This window comes from Labrenzia sp. PO1 (assembly GCF_012273635.1).
Classification (GTDB): domain Bacteria; phylum Pseudomonadota; class Alphaproteobacteria; order Rhizobiales; family Stappiaceae; genus Roseibium; species Roseibium algicola.
Map to the genome: position 1 here is coordinate 1543685 of NZ_JAAXCR010000002.1, position 22487 is coordinate 1566171.

Genomic DNA, 22487 nt, shown 5'->3' on the forward strand with positions numbered 1-22487 from the left:
GATGGAACAGGACGGCTGTCTTACCCTGAAAGGAGACCCGACATGCGGGTTGGGAGGAACGACTACACTTTGTTTTCGAGGGGGGATTTCAGCGCCTTCTGGGCCCTGTTCACCGACAACCTCGTGAACCTCATGGTCCTGGCAGGCATCTGCCAGTTCGTATTCCAGATGCCGGCGGACATTGTCTACGGCAAGATCGTGCCGGGTGCCGCCATCGCGATCCTCGCCGGTGTCGCCGCCTATGTCCTGCTGGCCAAACGCGCCGCCGCACAACATGGCCGGGACGTGACCGCGCTGCCTTACGGCATTTCGACACCGGTGATGTTCGTCTATCTCTTCGGCGTCATCGGACCGATCTACTGGGCGACCAATGATCCGGTTCTTGCCTGGCAGGTCGGCATCGGCGCGGGCTTCATGGGCGGCATCGTCGCGGCCCTTGGTGCGCTTGTCGGTCCCTGGCTGAAAAAGGTGACCCCGCGTGCAGGCATGCTCGGCACCTTGTGCGGCATCGCCCTGGTGTTCATCGGCACCGTGCCGCTGGCAACGGTGTTCGAGAACCCGTTCATTGGCTTTGCCTCGATGATCATCATCCTGTGGGGTCTCGTCGGCCGGTTCCGCCTGCCGTTCAACATTCCGGCCGGCCTGCTGGCCCTGATGGTCGGCACCGGGGTCGCGCTGGCCACCGGTCAATCGACGATCAGCTTCGAGGGCGTCGGCTTCTATCCGCCCGTTCCCTACCTTGGCGACCTGATGGCCGGGATCCAGCACCTGTTCAACCATCCGGAGCTGTTCCTGGTGCTGGTGCCGGTGCAGATCTACAATTTCATCGAAACGATGAACAACGTGGAGAGCGCGGAAGCCGCAGGCGACCACTATCCGGTGGCAACCTGCCAGATCACCGACGGTGTCGGCACCATGATCGGCGCGCTGTTCGGTTCGCCCTTCCCGACGACCGCCTATATCGGCCATCCGGCCTACAAGCGCATGGGTGCTCATGCAGGATACGTGATCGGCGTCGGCGCGGTCATTCCGCTGGCGGCCTTTTTCGGATTGCTTGCCTTCCTGAACAACCTGATCCCGGTGGCCGCTGCCGCCCCCGTCCTGGTGTTCGTCGCGCTCAGCCTCATCACCAACACCGCCCATGCCGTGCGTACCGACCATATGGCCGCCGTCACCATCGCAATGATGCCGCACGTCTCCAGCTTCCTCATCATCAAGTGGGGCTCGCTGATCGGCGCGCTCGGCGCGACCGGGGCCACAGGCATGCTGGCCCTTGGCGATCCGAAACTGACCGCAGCGCTGCTGCAGCAGGGCGCCCATTACGAAGGTCACCTCGCCCTCAGCCAGGGTGCCATCCTGACGGGTCTCATCTGGGGCGCCATCGTTGCCAGCGTCATTGACGGCAAGTTCCGCAATGCCGGCGGCTTCGCCTTTGCCGCTTTTGCAATGGCCTCGGTCGGGATCATCCATTCCGCAACGCTTCACTGGCCAGAGCTTACCACCGTCAGCCTCGGCTACCTGATCGCCGCCGCCTTCCTGTTCATCTACCCGATCTTCCATCGTGAAGACGAGGCAGAGCCGGAAGCCGAACCGATTGCCATTGCCCAGGTCAGCCCGGGCGAATGAACCAGACCTAAAACCACTTCGGGGCGGATCTTCCGCCCCGAACTCCGACAAACGGAACCTTTCTCGATGCCTTCCGACCGTCTCTTGCTTCGTGGCCGCCTGCTGACTTTTTCAGCCGAGCCACAATCCCCGGACGACACCTCCGCCTTCGATTACATCGAGGATGGTGCGCTTCTGATCGAAAATGGCCTCATCCTGCGGCGTGGCAGCTATTGCGAAGTGGTTGCCTGGGCGGGTGATGCGGAAATCATCGATCACCGGCCGAAACTGCTGATGGCGGGGTTCATCGATACCCATATCCATTTTCCGCAGGTGCAGATCGTCGCCTCCTGGGGGGCACAGCTTCTCGACTGGCTGAGCACCTACACGTTCCCCGAAGAAACCCGCTTTGCGGATGAAGGCCATGCTGCCGCCATGGCCTGCCGCTTTTTCGACCTGCTGACCGACCATGGCACCACGACGGCCGTTGCCTATTGTTCGGTCCACAAGGCCTCGGCAGAGGCCTATTTCGAGGAAGCCGAGCAGCGCAACATGCGGATGATCGGCGGCAAGGTGCTGATGGACCGCAACGCCCCGGACGGGCTGCGCGACACGCCGCAATCCGGCTACGACGACACGAAGGACCTGATCGCCAAATGGCATGGACGAGGGCGTGCGAGCTACGCCATTACGCCGCGCTTCGCGATCACCTCAACTCCGGAACAGATGGAGATGGCCGGCGCGCTGGTTGCCGAGCATCCGGACTGCTTCGTCCAGACCCATCTGTCCGAAAACAGAAACGAGATCGCCTACACGCTGGAGCTTTACCCGGAAGCCCGCGACTATCTCGATGTCTACCAGCGCTACGGCCTCCTGTCGGACAAGATGCTGCTCGGCCACTCGATCCACCTGGAACAGCGCGAGATTGATGCGTTGGCCGAAACCGGCGCCCGACCGGTGTTCTGCCCGACGTCGAACCTCTTCCTCGGCAGCGGTCTTTTCGATGATGCAGGCTTGCGCTCGAAGGGCATCGTCAACGCCATTGCCACCGACATCGGTGCCGGCACCAGCTATTCCATGCTGCAGACACTGAACGAGGGTTACAAGATCCTGCAGCTGCAGGACCAGAAACTGCATCCCTTCCGCGCCTTCCACTGGATCACCCGCGGCAATTCCGTCGCGCTCGGCCTGGAAGACAGGATCGGCACGCTGGACGAAGGCACGGAAGCGGACATCGTGGTGCTGGACAGCCGTGCGACCGAGGCAATGGCTCTGCGCATGGAGCGGGCGTCGACCCTTGCGGAAGAGCTTTTCGTTCTGCAGATGCTGGGCGACGACCGGGCCATAGATGAGGTCTATGTCGCCGGCAAACCGCAGAAGGGCAAGGCACCAGCGGTACCGCAGCCCGCGCCAGCAAGGACACGCAAAACGCCTGCTTTCCGAGAAAGGGACCTCGTCCTGTCCTGACCTGAGAACCTGGCCGCAAACTTCGAAGTCACCCCGGGCGAGCATCGCGAGACCCGGGATGACCTCCAGAAGAAGAGAAAAGATAACGGCAAGGGCTTCTTCACCGGCTCAGCAAAAAATCGGCTTTTGATGCCGTTCCGCGCACACGGACTTGCCAATTCATGGCCAAATAAGTGTATCAATGCACACCGTGTTGCTGGGAGGGATTCGTGGCGAAAGATATTGTTTTATATGACTACTGGCGGTCCTCGGCGAGCTATCGCGTTCGCATTGCGCTCAATCTGCTGAAGCTCGATGTTGACTACCGGCCGGTGAACCTTCTGACCCGCGCCCATCTGGAAGATGACTATCTCGCTCTCAACCCTCAGGGCCTGTTGCCCGCGCTGATCGTTGACGGCAAGACGCTGACCCAGTCGCTGGCTATCATCGAATATCTGCATGCGACCACACCCGGTTCGACCTTGATGCCGGACGATGTCGACGGCCAGTACCGGGTGCGCCAGCTCTCCTATGCCATTGCCATGGAAATCCACCCGGTCTGCAATCTCGGCATTGTTGGTCATGTGGCGGAGCTGACCGGCGGTGGCGATGATGCCAAGAAAGCCTGGATGCAGCGCTTTATCGGCAAGGGTCTTGCCGCCTTCGAGAACCTACTGGATGACAACGGTCCGTTCTGCCACGGCGAAACGCCGAGCATGGCCGACTGCTGCCTGATGCCTCAGCTCTACAACGCCAATCGCTGGGGCGTGGATGTTTCCGGATTTCCGAAAATTCTGCGCGCGGCAGCTGCCGCCGAAGCGCTCGACGCGTTCAAGGACGCCCACCCGGATGCCATCGGCGCGCCGCCCGCCTGATAAAAGGCTAATTGTTGCGGCGTTCAGCCTGGTTGCGGGCCTGTCTGTTTTCTCCCGGTGTGCCGCCGCTCCTGCCCGGTGAATCGCTGCTCTGGCCGGGTGCGTTTGCACTGTTTCCGCGAGAGCCGCCGGAAAATCTTTCTCCCGCGTTGCCGACAGCATTGCTGTTGCCCGGATTGTTGGGAACACCCGCACTCGCAGGCGCACCGCCAGATTGTGCCGCCGGTTCTGGCGAACTGGAATCGGAATTGCTCGGCTCTGGGCTGTTCGAACCTGGGCTGTTCGGCTCGGGGCTGTTCGGGTTCTCGGTTGGTTGTCGCGGACTGAAGAGGGCGCGGAAAATGTTCCTGGGCTGCTGCTCGGGAACCCGATCGGGTGCCAGTCTTGCATTTTTCACGGTGCATCCAGACCCCCGCTGCCTGAATTGTCGGTTCAGGTTCGACTCATTTACGAGTAGCGGAAAGAGTGACTTCGACCGATTTCTGAGCGAATCCGAATTCAGCCGATCCTGTTTCACCCCGCGCCGGCCGATAAGGACATAGTCGCACCGGTTTCGGACCAACTGGCAGCGCCCGCTCCTGTCGCATGCGTTGATCGCACCGCGCAACAGGGCGACATTGGTTCCCTGAGGCGTGATTGTCACATCGAAAGCCGTGCCCCGCACGCCGATCGTGCCATTCGGCGTCCGGATGCTGTAGGCGGAAGACTTGCTGCGCCCGCTGATGAAGCGGAAGGCGCCGCGCGTTGCACTAACAGTAAGCTTGCTAACAGTCTGACCCGTGATCACGAAGTCATCGATCTTCACATCCGCATTGGGACCGACAACAATCTTGGTGCCGTCGATCAGCCGGATCTGTGCGTTTCCGCTGGAATTGGCACGCAACCGGTCGTCCCTGAAAATGGATGTGTTTGATGCCAAGATGCGGGGGGCACCTCCCCCCGTCGCTTTGACGGTCTTTCTTGCATCAACGGTTATGCCAACCTTGTCGGCCAAGGACACCGACGAATAAAAGATGGATAACGATAAAACTATTAAAACCGGGGCAAACCTCATAGCTCCCACTCCGGCCCGACCGATGAGATCTTACCACATCCTTAACCAATAGACGAATCGTTTCCGATTTCTCGGATCAAACCCTGTTCTTTTTGTCAAGGTATATTTTTCTCAGAAACGCGTATTCTAGCGTAGAGTGGACACCAGACATGGGAACGGTGTCGCGGCTCCCGAACAGCACTGTCGGTCAGGGGCATGCCGGTGGGAAAGACGCTTTTCAACTTGCTACGCAACAGGCACGTTTTCGTCCTGGGTCTGACGCTGATCCTCCTTTTCGGCGCCCGTGAACTACGCCTGTCTGATCCCCCGTTCATAGCGTCCCTGCGCTGGATAACCTTCGACACCTATCAGCGTTTCAAACCGAGGGAGGCTTTGGGGCAACCGATCCGGATAATCGACATCGACGAGAAGTCGATAGCGCAGCTAGGCCAATGGCCGTGGCCGCGTACGCAGATTGCCAAACTTCTGGAGCGTATCCAGAACCTGGGAGCTGCCTGCGCCGCCTTTGACATGGTGTTTTCCGAGCCCGACCGGACGGGACCGGCGGGGTTCTTGCGGGAGCTGGAAGAACGCGGTTGGCCCGGCCGCGACGAGATCAAGCCACTGCTCTCGGGAATACCCGACAATGATGCCGTTTTCGTTCAGTCAATGGCCGGGCTGCCAACGATCCTCGGGTTTTTCAACGAACCGAGATCGGCAATGGGACTGCCCGATGCCAAGGCTGCCTACGTCGTCCTCGGAGAAGATCCGACACCGCTCCTCGACCCGATCAGAGGCAGCGTGATGAGCCTGCCGCCCTATCAGGCTGTCGCGGAGGGAAGTGGTACGATTTCCCTTGGGCAGGCGGATTCCGATGGGGTGGTGCGCCAGGTTCCAATGTTCATCGCCGGTACGAACGGTGAAATATATCCGGCCCTTGCACTTGAGACGCTTCGTGTCGCACTTGGCGACAAAACCTTTGTTCTCAAGACTTCGGAAGCGAGCGGCGAGTTCAGTGCAGGAACACTCGCCATGACAGAATTCAAGGTTGGAGAGTTCCAGGTTCCGGTCACGGCAAATGGCCATCTGCTGATCTATTATTCGCGCAATGACCCGTCTCTCTATCTTTCTGCGCGGGATCTTCTGAACCTGTCCGACGAGGAGCTGGCCCCCCTGATCGAGGGCCACATCATCCTCTTCGGATCGTCGGCCGCCGGATTGCGAGACATCAGGCTCACGGCTCTCGGCGAGAGCGTTCCGGGTGTTTTCATGCATCATCAGATCATTGATCAGATCCTGTCGAATACGTTTCTCAACCGTCCCGACTGGGCGACCGGAGCCGAAATCGCGGCGTTGTTCATCGTGACGCTCATTATCGGTGCCATATTGCCGTCAACGGGCGCGATCCCATCGGCTGCCGTTGGCGCCGTCTTGAGCGCGGCAGTTAGCGGCGGAAGCTGGTTTGCCTTTTCCAGCTATGGCCTCCTTCTGGATCCGGTCTTCCCCATGCTGGTTTCCGGGCTTATTTTTCTTCTGACCACAATCTTGATGTTCGCCTTCGCGGAGCGGGAAAAGCGGTTTGTCCGAAGGGCGTTCCAGCGCTATCTCGCACCGGACTTGCTCAGAAAGCTGGAGGAACAGCCTCACACGCTGCGTCTCGGAGGCGAAATTCGCGACATGACGATGATGTTCATGGACGTGAGGGGGTTTACGCCGATATCCGAGAAACTGCCTCCCGAAGACGTGGTCGCATTCCTGAACCGTCTGCTGTCTCCACTATCGGAATGCATCCAGAAACGGGAAGGCGCAATTGACAAATATATTGGCGATTCAATCATGGCGTTCTGGAACGCGCCGCTTGACGTTGCCGATCATCCGGTCAAGGCCGCCCATGCTGCGCTGGACATGATAAAAATCGTCAAGGAACTCAACGACCGGGATGCCTTCGGCTTCAAGTCCGGACCCCATAAATTGGGCGACATCCGCATTGGCATCGGCCTGAACAGTGGACCTGGTTGCGTTGGCAACATGGGCTCGAGTTCGCGGTTCAACTACTCGGTCATCGGTGACGCCGTCAACGTTGCTTCCAGAGTCGAGACAGCCTGCAAGCAGGTCGGCTGGCCTATTTTGCTGACGCAGACAACTGCAACCGCGTGCAAGGCCATGGCACTTCTGGAAGCAGGGGCGATTACACTCAAGGGCAAGGCTCAGCCCGCGACTCTCTACGCGCTTGTCGGCGATGAGGCACTTGCCCGAACGAAAGAGTGGCAGGCATTGGAAAGGCTGCACAGGGAGCTTATCGAAGGACGTACGCGCGTCGCCAGTCGCGCAGAAATCGAACGTCTTGTGAACGCCTGCCTCGCGGTGGCTCCGGTCGACTTGAGCGCCTTCTACGACAGTTTCATGCCGTCGCCCATCATCGAGGAACTTGCCGGGGAGTAATGCCAGCAGTGCATTCTCGCAGGATGCATGCGAGGTAAAGCGTCGCCAGCCCCACGCTCGGTTCCTACGGCTTCAGGCGACAGCCACCAGATGCCGGTCGCCAACATCACGGTAACGCACCCGCTCGACAGATTGCCCAAGCGGCAGCACCGGTGAGGGGATTTCGCCCGTCGGCACATCGAAAACGGTGCGCCGGCGCCTGGGATCAGGGATCGGCACGGCCTTCAACAGTCGCTTGGTATAGTCGTGCTGCGGGTTTTCGAACACCTGACGGCGTGTTCCCATCTCCACGATCTGGCCGAGATACATCACCGCGATCCGATGCGAGACCTGCTCGACAACCGCCATGTCGTGGGAAATGAACAGGTACGAGAGGCCGAGATCCTCCTGCAGTTCCTGCAGAAGATCCAGAACACGGGCCTGCACCGAAACATCGAGCGCCGAGACGCTTTCATCCGCGACAATGACCTTGGGCGAAAGCGCCAGTGCGCGGGCAATACAGATGCGCTGGCGCTGTCCACCGGAGAATTCGTGGGGATGCCGGGTGATCACATCGGCCGGAAGGCCGACCCGGTCGAACAGCGATGCCACTTTGTCCTTCAGGTCCTTGCCCCGCGCCAGACCGTGGATCACCAGCGGTTCGCCGACGATTTCGCCGACGGTCATGCGTGGGTCGAGAGAGGCATAGGGATCCTGAAAGATCATCTGCATGTCGCGCCTGCGGCGCTGCTGTTCCTGTGCGCTGCCGATGCCGACATGCAGGCCGGCGACCCGGATGCTCCCTTCCCAGGGCACCAGGTTCATGAGCGCCTTGCCGATGGTGGACTTGCCGCAACCGCTCTCTCCGACGAGGCCCAGCGTTTCCCCGGGTGCCAGCGTGAAAGAAACGCCTTCGACCGCATGAACACGGGATGTCACCCGATTGAGCAGGCCGCCATGCAGGTCGAAGCGGACGACAAGGTCTTCCACCTCGAGGACCGGTGCTTCGGGCTGGTCCTTTTTCCGGGCCGCACTGTCGACACCGGTCATGGCGCCAAGCTTGGGTACGGCCTCCAGAAGGTGCCGTGTGTAACTGTCCGCCGGACGTTCGAACACGTCGGAAGCCGTGCCGCTTTCCACGATGTTGCCGTGGTTCATGACGATCACCCGGTCGGCCATTTCGGCAACGACACCCATGTCGTGGGTGATCATGATCACCGCCGTGCCGAAATCGCGCTGCAAGTCGCGGATCAGCTGCAGGATCTGTGCCTGGATCGTCACGTCGAGCGCCGTCGTCGGCTCATCGGCAATCAGCACCTTCGGATTGCAGGCCAGCGCCATGGCGATCATTACCCGCTGGCGCATGCCGCCGGAAAGCTCGTGCGGATATTGTTTCAGCCGCCGTGCCGGTTCCGACAGACGTACCGATTCCAGCATTGCCAGTGCGCGCTTGTTGGCTTCACTACCCGAGACATCCTGATGCGCCAGGATCGCCTCACGCAACTGGCGACCAACCGTCAGCACGGGATTGAGCGAGGTCATCGGCTCCTGGAAGATCATGGCAATGTCGCCGCCGCGAATGCGGCGCATGGCGTCCTCGGGAAGCTTGATCAGGTCCTTGCCCTGAAACAGCACCTCACCACCGGAGACCCGGGCCATCGGCTCCGGCAGAAGTCCCATGATGGACAGAGCCGTGATCGACTTTCCGGATCCGGATTCGCCCGCGATACAAAGGGTTTCACCGCGCTTCAGGTCAAACGACAGGCCCTTGACCACGGTCTTGCGGCCGGAAGGCGTCGCGACGTCCGTGCGCAGATCTCTTACGGAAAGAACAACGTCTTCGGCAACGGCTACATGGTCTGGCTGGCTGGACATCCGGACGCCCTGGTCTTTCTTGAACTCTGGAAAACGGGCGGCGGCGGTGACCGCCGCCCGGCTGCGTTACTGAAGCACGACTTTCGGGAAGTAGAACGAGACCACCCAGTTGGGCATGTCCACGATTTCCGAAATCCGGAGATCGCCGCAGACCGAACACAGCATGTAGGCATCGACCGCGCTGTAGCCGTGACGGGCACACAGGAGGTCGATCATGTTGGAAACGGCTGCCTGGGCGCCTTCGAAGAGATCGCTGCCGATACCGGTGGTGACCTCGTAGCCCATCTCGTCGAGATGGCGGGTCACCGGGCCCGGGGTTTCGAACCGTGGCATCTTGAGATTGGCACCCTTGATCAGGTCCAGCTCGACCACCGTGTTCATCGGGCTTTCGATAGCGGTCCCGCAGACCTCGCCATCGCCCTGCGCCGCGTGGGTGTCGCCGATGGAGAACAGGGCTCCGGCAACTTCCACCGGCAGGTAGAGCGTTGTTCCGGCGGCAAGGTCGCGGATATCAAGATTGCCACCGACCCGCCGGGGCGGAACGATGGAATGAAGACCCGCTTCCGCCGGAGCGACACCGATGGTGCCAGCAAAGGGCTTCAACGGCACCTTGCCAAACGGGGCAAACGCCGAGGTTCCCAGCTTGTCCTTGTCATAGGACCAGATATGCAGGGCCGGATCCTTGAACTGGTCTGCCAGCAAACCGAAACCCGGAATGTTGGCGGTCCAGCCGAAACCGGAAGGTTTGAACTCGTGGATCTTGACCACCAGCGCATCGCCCGGCTCGGCCCCATCCACATAGATGGGGCCATTGACCGGATTGATCTTGCCGAAATCCAGCGTCGAAACATCCGCGACAGTGCTTTCGGGCGTGAGCTGCCCGGCCGAACTGTCGAGACATTCGAATTCCAGCACCGTGCCCGGTGCCACCGTTTCGGCCGGGGCATTGGAGTTGTCCCAACCGAAGTGGTGCTGTGCCGCGTGGATCGTGTAAGCGGCCTTGCAGTTACTGCACATCTTTCGCCCAAACGTAGTCGTAGTTGACAGGAATGTGGACCGGATCGACGAAGATGGCGTCGGGGCCACCCAGCCGCTCGGACCGCATCGTGAAACGCTGCTCGTGGAACACCGGCGCCCAGGCCGCGTCGTCCATCACCGAGATGAAGATCTTGCGCCAGGCTTCCTCACGCTCGGCCTTCTTCGCCGGGTCGGTGATACTGTCGGCAGCAGTGGCCTGCTTGTCCAGCTCCTCGTTGCAGTACCAGGACCAGTTCCACCCGCCCTTGACCGCGCCGGCACAGCCCAGGATCGGGCCATAGAAGTTGGACGGATCCGGGAAGTCGGCGATCCAGGCCATGCCGCCGGACCAGATCATCGGTGCCTGGTCGGGCTCGCCGCCTGCCGCGATCACGTTGGCCTGGGCCAGTGCCTTGATTTCAGCCTTGATGCCGATTTCGGCAAGGTCGGCCTGGATGGACTGGGCAATGCGCGGGTTCGGGTCGGTGTTGTAGACATAGAGTTCGGTCTCGAACCCGTCAGCCAGACCGGCCTCGGCCAGAAGCGCCTTGGCGGCTTCCGGGTCATAAGCATATCCGGTGTACTCGTTGTCATAGCCCGGCATGGTGGGCGGCAGCGGCTGGTTTGCCGGGACTGCGCGGCCATTGATGATGCGCACGACGCGATCCTTGTTGATCGCCATGTTGACGGCCTTGCGCACCTCCAGCTTGTCGAAGGGCGGCATCTTCACGTTCATGGTGACATAGCCGGTGTGCAGCTGGCCACCTTCGATGATCAGGTCCTTGTATTGCGGGTCCTTGGTCACTTCCAGGAACTTCGCCGGGGGAATGCCATCGCCCGGAATATCGGCTTCGCCGCGCTGCAGGCGCAGGAGCGCAACCACCGGCTCCTGGCCGACTTCAAAGGTGATTTCGTCAAGCTTGGGAACGCCAGCGCGCCAGTAGTCCTCGTTGCGCTTGAACACAAGGCGCTGGCCGAGCGTCCATTCTTCCAGCGAGAACGCACCGGTGCCGACCGGATGCTTGCCGAAGTCGGCGCCAAATTCCTCCACGGCCTCTTTCGGCACGATGGACGAGAAGTTGATGGCCATCACGTGCAGGAAGGTCGCATCCGGACGGGACAACTCGATCTTGACCGTATAGGGATCGACGACGGTGACACCTTCCAGGCTGGTGGCATCGCCGGCAGCCACGGCATCAAAGCCCTTGATGGAGCCGAAAAAACCGGCACCCGGGCTCTGGGTAGCCGGATTGGTGACACGGTCGAGAGAATATTTGACGTCTTCCGCGGTCATCTCGCGGCCGTTGTGGAACTTCACACCTTCGCGCAGCTTGAAGGTGAAGACCGTGCCGTCATCGGAAATCGTGTAGTCCTCGGCCAGATCCGTCATCAGGTTGGTGGTGCCGGGTTCATAGTCCATCAGGCCGTCGAACAGGCTCTTGATCATCGACCAGTTCTGCCAGTCGTAGCCAATTGCCGGATCAAGCGTCGAAACGTCGTCCTTGTAGGTGACGATCATCGATCCGCCCTGCTTGATGTCGTCCGCCAGAGCGGATGCCGATGTCAGGGCGGTGGCGGCGAGAAGGGCGGCAGCCCCTGCCAATACTGTCTTCTTCATAGTCCAACCTCCGGTTCTTACGGTGATATGCCGGGCCGCTCTGAAGGCGGTTTTCCGGCGGTTGCCGCGCGTCAGCGCAGCTTGATCCTCGGATCAATCAGGGGAGCAATCAGGTCGGCGAGGAAATTGCCGAGCACGATCGCGAATGCGGACACGAGCGTGACGCCCATGATGATGGGAATATCGACCCGCTGGATGGCCTGCCAGGCGAGCTGGCCGATGCCCGGCCAGCCGAACACGCTTTCAACCACCACGACGCCGCTCATGAAGAGGCCAATATCGATCCCGATCATGGCGATGATCGGCAGCAGGGCGTTGGGAAGGGCATGGCCGAACAGGACCTGCCAGCGTTTCAGGCCTTTGGCGCGCGCCGTGCGGATGAAGTCCTGGCGCAGCACGTCGATCATGGACGAGCGCATCATGCGCGAGTACCAGCCTGCGCCCAGGAACCCGAGGGTCAACGACGGCAGCACCATGTGCATGAAGGTGCCGTAACCGCCGATGGGGAACCAGCCGAGCTGCACCGAAAAGACGTAGAGCAGCAGGATGCCGATCACGAACTGGGGCGAGGAAACCCCGACGAAGGAAAGGACCATGAGGCTCGTATCTGTCGCCGTGTTCCGGCGCAGGGCTGCGACGAGCCCCATGGTAAGTCCGATCGCCAGTTCGCAGACGATGGCGCCAACCATGAGAAGGAGCGTTGCCGGCAGACGCGACCAGATGAGCGCGCCCACTTCCGTCTTCTGCAGGTAGGAGCGGCCGAGATCGCCCTGCAGCAGCCCGGTCAGATAGCGGAAGTACTGCTGGTAAAACGGCAGGTTCAGACCAAGCTGCTCGCGAATGTTCTCGACCGTCTGCGCGGTGGCGCTGCGGCCTGCGATCTGGCGGGCCGGATCGGCCGGGATCAGATAGAGCAGGACGAAGGTCAGGAAGGTGATGCCGATGAGGATAAGCACGGACTGGAACACCCGGCGCAGAATATAACCACCCATGATCAGTGCCTCCCCTTCTGTGTAGGATCGAGCACCTCACGCAAGGCGTCGCCCAGAAGGTTGAAGCCCAGCGCCAGCGCGATGATGGCGATACCCGGGAAGAACACCAGCCAGGGCGCCGAGGTGAAATAGGTCTGGTTTTCGTAGATGATGTTGCCCCAGGAAGGGGTCGGCGGCTGTACGCCGATGCCGAGATAGCTGAGCGTTGCCTCCAGCAGCACGGTCGTCGAGATGCCCAGCGTGCCGAAGACGACGATGGTCGACAGAAGATGCGGCAGGATGTGGCGGAACAGGATACGGAAGAGGCCCGCGCCCATGGCCCGTTCGGCCAGGATGAATTCGCGCTCCGACAGCGACCTGGTTTCGGTATAGACGACACGCGCCATCTGCACCCAGTTGACCATGGCGATTACCATGGCAACTATCCAGAGCGATGGTCTGAACAGGGCCGCCAGCGTGATGGCAAGCAGCAGCGCCGGGAAGGCCATCATCAGATCGGTGAAGCGCATCAGCACCGTTTCCACCCAGCCACGGAAAAAACCGGCGAGGATGCCGACAAAGGCACCGACCGCAACGGCGATCCCGTTGGCGACGACCCCGATGATGAGCGACGTCTGCGCGCCGTAGATCAGACGTGACAGGAGATCGCGCCCGAGCAGATCCGTGCCCAGCCAGAAGGTTTCGCCCGGAGGCAAGGGCGCGCCCTCCAGGGTCAGCCCTTCGAAGAACTGTTCCGCCGGGTCGAAAGGTGCGACATAGGGAGCAAAGACTGCGGCCCCGACGATTACACCGACCAGGGCCAGGGCAAAGACGGCTAGTTTCCTTTCCAGGAGACGACGCCAGACGCCTTTGGGGGTTTCGGGGGCGGCGGTTTTCACGGTGTCTGGCATCGCTTCAGGCTTCACGTCGGCCGGCATTCTGCCCTCCTGAACGCGCCAGCAGATCAAGCGCAACGTCTTCCATGGTTTGCCGGCTCGCCATCGCCATATCCTGAAGAAGTTTGTAGGCGGTATCGGCGTCGCTGCCCTGGTGCTGCATCAGAAGCAGGATGGCTTCGGCCACCTGAGGCCGACAGGCAAGGCGGGCTTCCAGTTTCGCGATCCTTTCCTCCGATGCGCGGCGCATGGCAAAGGTTCGCGTGGCAACAACAAGCGCGCCGTAGACACCGCTGGACGCGATGGGCTTGCTCAGATGGGCAATGGCTCCGCGCCGGATGGCCCATTCGACCCGCCCGGGAGCCTCGCTACCCATCAGCGCGATCATCGGCATCGGGTGTTCCTCAACCGGCCAGGGGAACTGGGCATCATGACCGGAATCGGCGTCGAAGATCACAAGATCAGCTTGCCTTGCTTCCTCGGGAAGTTCCGGCCAGGCGGTCGACACCGCAATGCCGAGACGGTCGAGCTGCCGGCAGACGGCATCCCTGTCGGAATGCGGCTTGTGCAGCACAGTCGCGGACCAACCGCGGAAACTCGGGGTGCGGAACAGGCTGCTCATGACGACACCAGCCTCAGTCTCGGCGTATTACCGTTGTCCGGTACCGGTGTATCACCAGATGAACCGGCGTTGCTTTCCAGCGGGTCATAGTGAACCAGATAGGGATCCGGCGCCAATGGGCCGGACGTCTTTTCGATGATGCGGAACCGGGAGCGGATGCGCTCGGGCCCGGTGGTTTCCACCACCGCGATCAACGGCTGCAGGTAAGCGTGCTGCGTTTGCGGATCGATCCGGATGTCTCGCAACGGCGTCCGGTGCGGCCGGCGACACAATTCCGCCAGGACATGATCCGGTGCATCCGAACCACAGGCCTCGATAGCGCGGGCGAGCAGCCAGACGGCCTCATAGGGTCCGACAAACATGGATGAAATCGACGCATCCGGGCCGCGCAGGCCCTCCAGCCGGCTCAGGAAATCCTCGTTTTCCGGCGTGTCCAGCGTTTCGAAATAGGTCGAGGTGGACACAAGGCCCTCGGCGGCAGCCCCCAGGATCGGCAGCTCGGCTTCCGTCAGATTGCAACTGAGGATCGGGCAGCGGTTCGGCGCAAAGGCGGGATCTTCCTTCGCAAGCCTCTTCATGGCGCGCAGGAAGGCGTAGCTGCTTTCGCCGATCAGGTTGTTGAAGATGAAGTCCGGCCGTTTTTCGCGGATTTCAACGATCAGATGGTCAATGTTCTCGTCGCCGATGGCGACATAGCGCTCGCCCAGAACTTCGCCGTCACACCCGGCCAGAAGTTCGCGGGCAATGCGGTTGGTTTCCCAGCCCCAGATGTAGTTGGACCCGAGAAGGAAAGCGCGGCGGCCGGATTCCGGAACGATGTGGCGGAAAAGCGGAACCACGCCCTGGTTCGGGCAAGCGCCTGTGTAGACCACACGATCGTGGCTTTCGAAGCCCTCATAGGGCGTGGTGTACCAGAGCAGCCCGCGGCCACGCTCCATCACCGGCAAGACTTCCTTGCGGGAGGAGGATGTCTGGGTGCCGATGATGTGCCGGCAGCCGGCCTCCCGCATCATCCTGTCCGCTTCCACGGCGTAGTTTTCGGCAGAGCCCTTCGGGTCACCATCCACGCGCAGGAAACGGAAATCGAACAGGCCGGAAGCGTTGATTTCATCGATGGCGATCCGGGCACCCCAATAGCCTTCCTGCCCGATCGCGGCATAGGAACCGGATTTCGAAAACAGAACGCCAACAGGTATTTCACCAAAGGCCATGTATTACCCTGCCCTTCAGCCGAACGATGCAAACCGCGGGGGCTGAACATAAAAAAACCCCGACCCGCAGGTGGTCACCTGCGACAGATCGGGGCGCAATTGCCATGCGGCTGAACGATTGCCGCTATTTCGATATCAGGATCGCCGAAGAAAAAAATCTTGTCAATCGCCGCAAAGCTCAAAGATCAGCCACGCATAAAATTTCGCCACAAATGACGACGGCGACAAACGGCTTCCTATGAACCAATTTCAGGAGTTTCGCCAACCGGGAGCCAGAGCATCAAAAATCACTCTTTTTCTTGAAAAGAATGACAAATTTTCTCCCAAGCCAAGCAACAATCAACCCCTTGAAGAAGGGGATGCAATACAAAATTTCGCCTCAGAAGATGACCTGACGAAAATAGCGGAACCGATTAAAATTTGTTCCCCAGCACAAATTTCAGGCAAGCACCTCGCAAAGTCTTTTCCCAAAGGCGTCCCCTTCAGGCCTCACTGATATTTTTCTTCATGTTTTACAGTTATTTACACAATTTCTGACTGAAGCCTTGCCGTTAAATTCCTGAACTCTCAAGCCCGGTCCGAAACCCGCATCGGGCACATCTTGGCAAAATGCACTACTTGCACAGCTAAAAATATCGCGCCAATAATGCGACCAATTCAAATTGGTTCGAATTGGTATGGCATGAGCGGCACCGACAAACCTTCGCAGCGCAACTCCAGCATGGCCTTGGAACGACTTCGGATCATCGTGGACCAGCTCACGGCTGAGGGCGAGGAACAGCTTCCCACCGAGCGTGAATTGTCCGAAACCATCGGTGTCGGCCGCAGGGCCGTACGCCGGGCCCTGGAAGTGCTTGAAACCGAAGGCAAGATCTGGCGCAGGCAGGGAGCGGGAACTTTCATCGGCAGCGAACCTGCACAGCCGGAAAAGCAGATCCTGTCGCTGCACGAAAACTCCAACATGCTCGAGGTCATGGAAGTCCGGCTGCAGATCGAGCCGGTGCTGGCCCGGCTGGCCGCGCTGCGCGCCGCGCCTTCCGATATTGCCGCCATGAGCGACCTTGCGGACCGCGTCGGCAAGGCCGAGGACATGGACAGCCGCGAACTTTGGGACAGCGCCCTGCACCGGGCCATTGCACGGGCAGCACGCAACACGTTGTTCCTGGCACTTTTCGACGTTGTGGACCGGGTCCGGCAGGACACCGCCTGGCGCCATGTGCGCGAAGCGTTGAGAACCGACGATGCCCTGACGCTGTACCGGGCGCAGCATGTCGACATCATCGCGGCCATTGCCAACCGGGACCCAATCGCCGCGGAAAAGACCATGCGCGCCCACCTGCTGGCGCTGCAGGAGCGTCTCCTTTTCCAGAGTGCAAGCGAGGCGGCAAATGCCGACTGAGGCCCCCGTTCTTGAGGTTCAGGATCTCTCGCTCCGTTTCAAGGGTGCCCCGGCAAACATCGTCGATGGTCTGTCCTTTGCCGTCCGTCCGGGCGAAACCCTGTGCATCGTCGGAGAAAGCGGCTGCGGCAAGTCGGTGACGGCCTTGTCGCTGATGGGCCTGCTGCCCCGGGGTGTTGCCAGGGTCATGTCCGGCACGGCAACTTTCGCGGGGCAGGACCTTCTGGCCCTGCCAGAGCGCGCGCTCGCCGACCTGCGCGGCGACCGTATTTCCATGATCTTCCAGGAGCCGATGACCTCTCTCAATCCGTCTTACAGGATTGGCGACCAGATATCGGAAATCGTGCTGCGGCATCGCCCGGTGAGCCGTGTGCAGGCCCGCGCAAGGGCGCTGGAAATGCTGGAACGGGTCAAGATTCCGGCCGCTTCCAGCCGGCTGGACGATTACCCGCATGAGCTTTCCGGCGGTATGCGTCAACGCGTCATGATTGCCATGGCACTTGCCAACGACCCGGTTCTGCTGATCGCCGACGAGCCGACCACCGCGCTGGACGTAACCATCCAGGCTCAGATCATCGACCTGATCGAAGACCTGCAGAAGGAGAGCGGAACGGCGCTGATCATGATCACGCATGATCTGGGCGTCGTCGCCGAAATCGCCGACCGCGTCTGTGTGATGTACGCGGGGCGCGCGGTGGAGGAAGGCCCGGTCGCCGCAATTTTCGACGATCCGCAACACCCCTACACCATCGGCCTGATGAGCTCCGTGCCGTCGGTCGGGCCCCGGTCCGGCAGGCTGGCAACCATTGGCGGCATGGTGCCTGCCATCGACAACATGCCGTCCGGGTGCCGGTTCACACCGCGCTGCCCCTTTGCCGGAACCGGCTGCGAAACAACGCCGGCACTTGTCGAACTTGGCCCATCTCACCGGGCCGCCTGCCATTACGCCCCCTTGGAAAGCGCATTTGCGGAGGCTGCCGGATGAGCCTGCCAACCCGGGACAAGATCATCGAGACGCGCGCCGTCACCAAGCGTTTCGGCGGCCGCAAGAGCCTTTTCAAACCGGCAACCTCGGTCAGTGCCGTCAACGGTGTATCGCTGACCATCAAACGTGGAGAAACCTTCTCCATCGTTGGAGAAAGCGGCTGCGGAAAATCCACGCTGGCACGTCTTCTCGTCCGCCTGCTGACACCGTCGGACGGTGCGGTTCTCTACGACGGCAACGACATTTCCGCCCTGTCCGAACAGGAAATGCGCCGGTTGCGGAAAGACCTGCAGTTCGTGTTCCAGGACCCGTTTTCCTCTCTCAATCCGCGCATGACCGTCGGCGCGCTGATCGAGGAACCGATGAAGGTTCACACGGCGCTGACCCGCACCGAAAGGCGGCAGAAGGTCGCCGAGCTTCTGAACAGGGTCGGTTTGCGTCCAGCCTTTGCCAACCGATATCCGCACGAGTTCTCCGGCGGTCAGCGCCAGCGCATCGGCATTGCCCGGGCGCTTGCCAGCGGTCCCAAGGTGATCGTCGGTGATGAACCCGTCTCGGCACTGGATGTTTCGGTGCAGGCCCAGGTCATCAATCTTCTGGAAGACCTGAAGTCGGAATTCGACCTGACGCTGATCCTGATCGCCCACGATCTGGCGGTTATCCGCCACATGAGCGACCGGGTGGCTGTCATGTACCTGGGCGAAATCGTCGAGTTGGCGCCGAACGACGCGCTCTTCGACAAGCCCTTGCATCCCTACACCCAGGCCCTGATGCGCGCGATCCCGATTGCCTCACCTCATGGGCGGTCGATGAAGGCCGCTCTCCTGGGCGACGTGCCCTCGCCACTGGATCCGCCTTCAGGCTGCCGTTTCCATCCGCGTTGTCCGCACGCAACCGACCTTTGCAGCCGGGAGAAACCGACGCCCGCCAATGTCGCGGGTGACCGGACCGTCGCCTGTCACCACTGGGAAAAGATTGCAGACGATGCCCAGCCCCCGGTTCAGGAACCGCCAAGGAGCCCCAATGCGGAAAAGCGCTTCGCGCTGTTCCGGACCCGAAGTCAACAAAAAGAGCCGACGACGGCCGCAAGACCATAAATCGAGCCCTTCCGAGAGGAGTACAAACATGCGTAAGGATTTCCTTGCCGCGCTGCTGCTCAGCGCAACGACCCTGGCCACGGCCGCCCAAGCCGCCGATCTTCGTATCGGCTTGCAGGACGATGCCGATGTGCTGGATCCCGATCAGTCCCGGACCTTTGTCGGCCGTATCGTCTACACCTCGCTGTGCGACAAGCTGGTGGACATCACCCCGGATCTGGAAATCATCCCGCAGCTGGCCACCGGCTGGACCTGGTCTGACGACGGCAAGGTTCTGACCATGGACCTGCGCGAAGGCGTGACCTTCCACGACGGCACGCCCTTTGACGCGGAAGCGGTGAAAGCCAACATCGAGCGCTCGAAGACCCTTCCGGAAAGCCGCCGCAAGAGTGAAGTCAAGTCCATCGAAAGCGTGGAAGTTTCCGGCCCGCTGCAAGTCAAGATCAGCCTCGCCTCGCCGGATGCAACGCTGCTGGCCCAGTTTGCCGACCGCGCCGGCATGATGGTTTCCCCGACCGCCGCAGAAGCCGCCGGGGCCGACTTCGGCAACAACCCGGTCTGTTCCGGCCCGTTCAAGTTCGTTGAACGCGTCCAGCAGGACCGCATTGTTCTGTCCAAGTTCGACGGCTACTGGAACAAGGATGCCATCAACTTCGACACAGTCACGTTCCTGCCGATCCCCGATACAACCGTGCGTCTCGCCAACCTGCGCTCCGGCGATATCGACATGCTGGAACGCCTTGCTGCAACCGACGTCGCCTCGGTAAAGGGTGATGCCAACCTCGGCTTCGCGGAAGCCGTCAGCCTTGGCTACCAGGGCATCACGGTGAACCTCAACAACGGCGAGAAGGGTGACAACCCGTTCGGCAACGATCCGAAGATCCGCCAGGCCTTCAGCCTTTCGCTCGACCGTGACGCGATCAACCAGGTTGTCTTCGAAGGCGCCTTTGCACCCGGCAATCAGCCGTTCCCGCCGACCAGCCCCTGGTACGACAAGGACTATCCGGTTCCGGCACGGGATGTCGAAAAGGCAAAGGCCCTGCTGAAGGAAGCCGGTTATGACAGCCTCGACGTCGAAGTGCAGGTGGCCAACAACCCCGTGCAGACGCAGATGATGCAGGTTGTTCAGTCGATGGCAGCGGAAGCCGGTTTCAACGTCAAACTGAAGTCGATGGAATTCGCCAGCCTGCTGGCGGACCAGTCCGCGGGCAACTACCAGGCAAGCCAGGTGGGCTGGTCGGGCCGTGTCGATCCGGACGGCAACATCCACCAGTTCATGACCTGCAAGGGCGGGATCAACGATTCCAAGGTCTGCATTCCGGAAGTCGACAAGCTGCTGGACGAGGCACGGCAGAGCAATGACACCGCCACGCGCAAGGCCAAGTATGACGCGGCACGGGATATCCTGATCAACGAATTGCCGATCGTCTATCTCTACCACCCGACCTGGATCTGGGCCCTGTCCGGCAAGCTGGAAGGCTTCACCGCCTATCCTGATGGCATGATCCGCCTCGAGAACGTCAAGTTCAAATAACCAGACGCATGACGGGACCCGGCTTTTGCCGGGTCCCGATCCAAACGGATTTTGCCTGAATGCTGTCCTACATCGTACGCCGGCTGCTCATCGCCATCCCGACGCTCATTCTGGTCTCGGTCTTCGTGTTCGTGCTGCAGAAACTGCTGCCCGGCGACCCGGCGCTCGTGCTTGCCGGCGAAGAACGCGATCCTGAAGTGCTGGCGTTCATCCGCGACAAATACCGGCTCAACGACCCGATCCTCTACCAGTATTTTTCCTGGATGAAGGCCATGCTGCAGGGCGATCTCGGCATTTCGCTGCGGACCAACCAGCCGGTGACGCAGCTTATTGCCGACAAGCTGCCGGTCACGATCCAGCTCGCGGTGATGGCGATGATCATCGCCTTTGCCATAGGCATTCCGGCCGGCATCCTGTCCGCGGTGCGCAAGGGAACCGCCGTGGACTACATCGCCAATTTCGTGGCGCTGTCCGGCCTTTCCATCCCGAATTTCTGGCTCGGCATCATGCTGATCATGCTGGTCTCCGTTCACCTGGGCTGGCTGCCGGCCTCCGGCTATGAATCGCCCTTCGTCGATCCGCTGAAATCACTCCAGACCATGATCATGCCAGCCTTCGTGCTGGGCACGGCACTGGCGGCCACGTTGATGCGGCACACCCGCTCGGCCATGCTGGGTGTCCTGAAGGCCGACTACGTCCGCACCGCCCGTGCCAAGGGTCTTCGAGAGAACGTGGTCATCCTGAAACACGCGTTCCGCAACGCGCTTCTGCCCATCGTCACCCTGAGTGCCCTGCTCTTCGGCGAATTGCTGGCAGGCGCGGTGCTCACGGAACAGATCTTCACCATTCCGGGCTTCGGCAAGCTGATCGTCGATGCGGTCTTCACTCGCGATTATGCCGTCGTCCAGGGGATCGTCATGTGCACGGCTGCCGGCTTCATCCTGATGAACCTGATTGCCGATGTTCTCTACTTCCTTCTCAACCCGCGCATGAGGAGCAGCCTGTGAGCGCCGTGACCACCGCCGCAGACCCGGCCGAGGAAACCATCCGCCTCGAAAGCCGCGCCTGGAAAAAGCTGAAGGCGAACAAGAGCGCGCTGTTCGGTTTCATCATCGTCGCCTTTTTCATCGGCATAGCGGTTGCCGCGCCGCTGCTGCCCATTGCGGACCCGGCCGCAACCAGCTGGAGCGCCGTGCGCAAGGCGCCATCCGCCGCCCACTGGCTCGGCACAGACGAGATCGGCCGGGATATCCTCTCGCGCATGATCTGGGGCGCGCAGGCCTCACTGATGGCGGGCGTTGTGTCCGTGCTGATCGCCGTGCTGATCGGCGTGCCCTTTGGTCTTCTTTCAGGCTATTTCGGTGGCTGGATCGACCAGGCAATCTCACGGGTCACCGATGCGCTTCTGGCAACGCCCTTTCTCATTCTGGCGATTGCGCTTGCCGCGTTCCTGGGGCCGAGCCTCAGCAACGCCATGATCGCCATCGGCCTGTCGGCCATGCCGATCTTCGTGCGCCTGACGCGCGGCCAGGTGCTGTCGGTCAAGACGGAAGACTATGTCGAAGGGGCACGGGCCATCGGGCTCAGCCATTTCGCGATCATGTCCCGCTACATCCTGCCCAACGTGTTTGCGCCGGTTCTGGTTCAGGCGACCCTGACAGTCGCCACCGCGATCATTGCCGAAGCGAGCCTTTCCTTCCTCGGCCTCGGCCAGCAACCGCCCGCACCGAGCTGGGGTTCCATGCTGAACGTTGCCAAGAACTTCATGACCCAGGCGCCCTGGATGGCCTGGTGGCCGGGCGCGGCGATCTTCCTGGTCGTTCTCGGTTTCAACCTGCTTGGCGATGGCCTGCGCGACGCTCTCGACCCGCGCGAAAGCTGA

The 22487-nt window shown here is 61.0% G+C and carries 18 protein-coding genes; 10 read left to right on the forward strand and 8 right to left on the reverse strand.

All coding sequences use genetic code 11. From position 1 onward, the window contains the following. The first annotated feature begins 42 nt into the window (after positions 1–42). The 3 genes from HCG46_RS14970 (at position 43) to maiA (ending at position 3926) form a co-directional block, all read left to right on the forward strand. Positions 43–1626 carry a xanthine/uracil/vitamin C permease gene (locus HCG46_RS14970; protein ID WP_168686630.1) on the forward strand — a complete coding sequence of 528 codons (1584 nt, stop codon included), beginning with the start codon at positions 43–45 and terminating at the stop codon, positions 1624–1626. A 66-nt stretch (positions 1627–1692) separates the two neighbouring features. After that, a complete protein-coding gene (gene guaD / locus HCG46_RS14975) occupies positions 1693–3072 on the forward strand; it encodes a guanine deaminase (protein ID WP_168686631.1) in 1380 nt (459 codons plus the stop codon). Positions 3073–3281: 209 nt separating this feature from the next. Continuing rightward, the gene (maiA, locus tag HCG46_RS14980) at positions 3282–3926 is read left to right on the forward strand and encodes a maleylacetoacetate isomerase (RefSeq protein WP_055656853.1); all 645 of its coding nucleotides are present in this window, start codon (positions 3282–3284) and stop codon (positions 3924–3926) included. A gap of 7 nt (positions 3927–3933) precedes the next feature. Here maiA and HCG46_RS14985 read toward each other — a convergent pair whose 3' ends face one another. Next, on the reverse strand, positions 3934–4980 hold the full coding sequence (locus HCG46_RS14985; protein WP_168686632.1) for a FecR domain-containing protein: 1047 nt from the start codon (positions 4978–4980) through the stop codon (positions 3934–3936). A gap of 201 nt (positions 4981–5181) precedes the next feature. Between HCG46_RS14985 and HCG46_RS14990 the strand changes: the two genes are divergently transcribed. After that, positions 5182–7401 carry an adenylate/guanylate cyclase domain-containing protein gene (locus HCG46_RS14990; protein ID WP_168686633.1) on the forward strand — a complete coding sequence of 740 codons (2220 nt, stop codon included), beginning with the start codon at positions 5182–5184 and terminating at the stop codon, positions 7399–7401. A gap of 72 nt (positions 7402–7473) precedes the next feature. On the opposite strand, the gene HCG46_RS14995 is transcribed toward HCG46_RS14990, so the two are convergent. The 7 genes from HCG46_RS14995 to HCG46_RS15025 form a co-directional block, all read right to left on the reverse strand. Beyond that, positions 7474–9255 carry an ABC transporter ATP-binding protein gene (locus HCG46_RS14995; protein WP_168686634.1) on the reverse strand — a complete coding sequence of 594 codons (1782 nt, stop codon included), beginning with the start codon at positions 9253–9255 and terminating at the stop codon, positions 7474–7476. A gap of 66 nt (positions 9256–9321) precedes the next feature. Next, positions 9322–10272, reverse strand: a complete 951-nt coding sequence (locus tag HCG46_RS15000; RefSeq protein WP_022999313.1) for an acetamidase/formamidase family protein — start codon at positions 10270–10272, stop codon at positions 9322–9324. Further along, positions 10262–11890, reverse strand: coding sequence for an ABC transporter substrate-binding protein (locus HCG46_RS15005; protein WP_022999314.1), 1629 nt, complete (start codon positions 11888–11890; stop codon positions 10262–10264). The genes HCG46_RS15000 and HCG46_RS15005 overlap by 11 nt, the downstream gene beginning before the upstream one ends. Positions 11891–11961: 71 nt before the next feature. Continuing rightward, the gene (locus HCG46_RS15010) at positions 11962–12882 is read right to left on the reverse strand and encodes an ABC transporter permease (RefSeq protein WP_168686635.1); all 921 of its coding nucleotides are present in this window, start codon (positions 12880–12882) and stop codon (positions 11962–11964) included. Positions 12883–12884: 2 nt separating this feature from the next. After that, positions 12885–13772: an ABC transporter permease gene (locus tag HCG46_RS15015; protein WP_168686712.1), complete on the reverse strand. Its 888-nt coding sequence runs from the start codon at positions 13770–13772 to the stop codon at positions 12885–12887. Positions 13773–13776: 4 nt separating this feature from the next. Next, entirely contained in the window at positions 13777–14379 is a 603-nt protein-coding gene (locus HCG46_RS15020; protein WP_168686636.1) for an ANTAR domain-containing protein, read from the reverse strand. Further along, entirely contained in the window at positions 14376–15590 is a 1215-nt protein-coding gene (locus tag HCG46_RS15025) for a transporter substrate-binding domain-containing protein (RefSeq protein WP_168686637.1), read from the reverse strand. The genes HCG46_RS15020 and HCG46_RS15025 overlap by 4 nt, the downstream gene beginning before the upstream one ends. Positions 15591–16272: 682 nt before the next feature. Between HCG46_RS15025 and HCG46_RS15030 the strand changes: the two genes are divergently transcribed. From HCG46_RS15030 to HCG46_RS15055, 6 genes are read left to right on the forward strand one after another with little or no spacing between them, the layout of a single operon-like run. Then, positions 16273–16989 carry an FCD domain-containing protein gene (locus HCG46_RS15030; RefSeq protein WP_022999320.1) on the forward strand — a complete coding sequence of 239 codons (717 nt, stop codon included), beginning with the start codon at positions 16273–16275 and terminating at the stop codon, positions 16987–16989. Next, positions 16979–17974, forward strand: a complete 996-nt coding sequence (locus HCG46_RS15035) for an ABC transporter ATP-binding protein (RefSeq protein WP_205838502.1) — start codon at positions 16979–16981, stop codon at positions 17972–17974. The genes HCG46_RS15030 and HCG46_RS15035 overlap by 11 nt, the downstream gene beginning before the upstream one ends. Then, entirely contained in the window at positions 17971–19071 is a 1101-nt protein-coding gene (locus HCG46_RS15040; protein ID WP_168686639.1) for a dipeptide ABC transporter ATP-binding protein, read from the forward strand. The genes HCG46_RS15035 and HCG46_RS15040 overlap by 4 nt, the downstream gene beginning before the upstream one ends. A 28-nt stretch (positions 19072–19099) precedes the next feature. Next, positions 19100–20605 (forward strand): ABC transporter substrate-binding protein, encoded by a 1506-nt coding sequence (locus HCG46_RS15045; RefSeq protein ID WP_168686640.1) that lies wholly within the window; start codon positions 19100–19102, stop codon positions 20603–20605. A 59-nt stretch (positions 20606–20664) separates the two neighbouring features. Further along, positions 20665–21612: an ABC transporter permease gene (locus HCG46_RS15050; protein WP_168686641.1), complete on the forward strand. Its 948-nt coding sequence runs from the start codon at positions 20665–20667 to the stop codon at positions 21610–21612. A 5-nt stretch (positions 21613–21617) separates the two neighbouring features. Continuing rightward, positions 21618–22487, forward strand: coding sequence for an ABC transporter permease (locus HCG46_RS15055; RefSeq protein WP_075284669.1), 870 nt, complete (start codon positions 21618–21620; stop codon positions 22485–22487).